At 67.2% G+C, this 2,599-nt stretch carries 2 protein-coding genes and 2 pseudogenes; 2 read left to right on the top strand and 2 right to left on the bottom strand.

The features are described from left to right. Window positions 1–298, bottom strand: a pseudogene (locus Ae505Ps2_RS32595) (IS5/IS1182 family transposase); the annotation flags it as partial. A 114-nt stretch (window positions 299–412) separates the two neighbouring features. Beyond that, window positions 413–925 (bottom strand): GNAT family N-acetyltransferase, encoded by a 513-nt coding sequence (locus tag Ae505Ps2_RS11550; protein WP_084786250.1) that lies wholly within the window; start codon window positions 923–925, stop codon window positions 413–415. A 316-nt stretch (window positions 926–1,241) separates the two neighbouring features. On the opposite strand from Ae505Ps2_RS11550, the gene Ae505Ps2_RS11545 reads away from it, so the two are divergent. Together Ae505Ps2_RS11545 and Ae505Ps2_RS31950 are read left to right on the top strand one after the other, a co-directional pair. After that, on the top strand, window positions 1,242–1,607 hold the full coding sequence (locus Ae505Ps2_RS11545; protein WP_075309046.1) for a hypothetical protein: 366 nt from the start codon (window positions 1,242–1,244) through the stop codon (window positions 1,605–1,607). Between the two features lie 766 nt (window positions 1,608–2,373). Beyond that, window positions 2,374–2,599 (top strand): annotated as a pseudogene (locus Ae505Ps2_RS31950) (IS5/IS1182 family transposase); the annotation flags it as partial.

Genomic DNA, 2,599 nt, shown 5'->3' with positions numbered 1-2,599 from the left:
CTGTGCGGGCGGCGAGCAGGGCTCCGTGCAGGCCGGGTGCGGCCGCGGCGAGGACGTCGATGCCTTCGTGCAGGTAACGGTAGGCCGTTGCAGTGCTGATCGCGTTGTCACCGGCCGAACATCGGACCCGGGTAGCATCACAGAACCAGCGGATCACCAGCACTGCCTGGGCGAACGGGGTCAACGCCCGCCGCCGGGTGCCACGTCGACGGCGTTGAAGGACCAGGAGCCGCGCCAGATAGGCCACGGTGCGCTCCCCGATCGGGAGGACAGCGGTGTAGGTGACAGGATCAGACATGCAGGACCTCGGTGACGGTGTCGATCTGTGCTGGACCGAACCGATCTACCGGGGTCCTGCCCCGTTCCCGCTCATCTCACCACCCTCGGCGTGTCGCCACGACCTGCCACCCCGCTACTGAGAACACCTCAATGGGTAGTCCCACTCACGGTGCACCGTGCGTTGGTAGTGGAGCCCCACCGAGTTCATCGTTGCGCGCGACGCGGTGTTGACAGCCATGGTCTCGGCGAACACCCGTGAGAGTCCAAGGTCATCGAACGCATGGCGGATCAGCTCCCGAGCACCCTCGCTGGCCAAACCCTGACGCCAGAATCGACGGAGCAGCCGGTACCCCAGTTCGACCTCGCCTTCGCCGGCAGCGGATTCGGGACGGGTAGACGGATGGAGTAGCCACCAACCGACGAACTGTCCCGCGGTGAAGCCGGCCCACAGGCCGAATCCTGGTGTGTTCTGGGAGATTGCGAGCCGTCTCCGGTGTTGCGCCTCGACCGTCTTCCGGGGGCTGGGCCGCCCGGTCAGATAGCGCATGACCTCGGGATCGGAGTCGACTGCGACCTCGAGCTCCAGATGTTCCTCGGCCAGCGGCGTGAGAAGCAGTCGGGATGTCTCCAACGTGGCCTGCCCCATTCGGACAGTATGGGACACCCGGCGTCAACAGGATCGCGGTGTAATACGCGGCGCCGCGTCGGGGACTGAGCACTTCTCCCCCCGGGGGCCGGCCACGGTCCCCACCGCCTACGGTCCTGCTGCGGTCGCACCTCGCCGATCGCGGCACCACACCCCAGCTGCCGACTCCTCCACGGTGGCCGCGACAGCGATCTTCCAGAGGGCACCCACTGCCGCGCCTGTTCGAACTCCGGCCCCATGTCGGCTGCCCCTTGCCTACTGTCAGGCACGCCCCGAAGATCGCCTGCACGACGGTGCGGGGAAGGAGGGAACCGACATGGCGACTGGCACGCTGATCGCCGAGAGTCTGCGGCTGGGGACGGACTTGGGAGAGCTCGCTCTCCGTGTCTCACGTATCCAGCGGTTCGAGGCCCGTTCGGCGATCGCGGCCCAAGCGCGAATCTGGACCCTGCTCACGTTCGAGGCCGACGACAGCATGGTCACCGAACTGTCGAACCAGCTTTCCCGCGTCCTCGACGAGCCCGGTTGGTATGTCGACATGAGGACGACCGACGAGACCCTCATCATCTTTCCCCACCTGGTGTTTCGGTACCGGCGGGGCGACGCTGAGGGCCGTCGCGCCGCGGAGAACTATGGACGACAGCATGGGGTACCGGACGCACAGCTCGACTGGCCTGCGTGACGACGTTCCGGTGTCCCTGCCCATCCTCCGCGTGGAACAAGACCAGGTGCCGTCGTGAGGGACGCGGGTTGACCCGCGACCAGCTCGACGACTGGCTCGCCCACGTCGTCGTCTTGGACTCCGACGAGACGGTCTCCCGGTCCGGGAGCGGATCAACGCTGCCGCGCGGCTCCGCGGACGCGCACGCCCGGCGACGACTCGTGGATCGCCGCCACCTGCATCGCGAACGACGTCCCGCTCGCGACGCTGAACACCAGAGACTTCGCCGACGTCGCCGAACACGACGGTCTCGTCCTGCTGCCGTCCTGACCGCTCTCTCCACGTCCGGTCCCGCTGGGATCTTCTCGCGACGTGGGCTCGTCCCTGCCAGACCGGCTGCCGTCTCGGCGCGCCGCGAGGAGTTCACCAGCTCCACCGCACTCTCCCCCGGTCATCGAGCGGTACCGGGTCTGGCGGAGTCCGGGGCTTGTCGGCCAAGTTGTCGGTGCTTCGTGGCACGTTCGCCTCATACCCACCTACACCCTTGCCGACGTCGAGCGCGCGGTACGTGAGAGCTGGTGCGACGAGACGCGGCCTCCCGAGTGTCAGGCTGAATGGGACCCCAGCAATCCCTCTCGCGATCAGTGCGGCGTCACTGAGGTGTTCTCAGTAGCGGGGTGGCAGGTCGTGGCGACACGCCGAGGGTGGTGAGATGAGCGGGAACGGGGCAGGACCCCGGTAGATCGGTTCGGTCCAGCACAGATCGACACCGTCACCGAGGTCCTGCATGTCTGATCCTGTCACCTACACCGCTGTCCTCCCGATCGGGGAGCGCACCGTGGCCTATCTGGCGCGGCTCCTGGTCCTTCAACGCCGTCGACGTGGCACCCGGCGGCGGGCGTTGACCCCGTTCGCCCAGGCAGTGCTGGTGATCCGCTGGTTCTGTGATGCTACCCGGGTCCGATGTTCGGCCGGTGACAACGCGATCAGCACTGCAACGGCCTACCGTTACC

It is taken from the genome of Pseudonocardia sp. Ae505_Ps2 (assembly GCF_001932425.1).
In the GTDB taxonomy this organism is placed as follows: Bacteria; Actinomycetota; Actinomycetes; order Mycobacteriales; family Pseudonocardiaceae; genus Pseudonocardia.
Note: the sequence above shows the minus strand (reverse complement) of the source record. Positions and strands in the feature narration are given on the sequence as shown.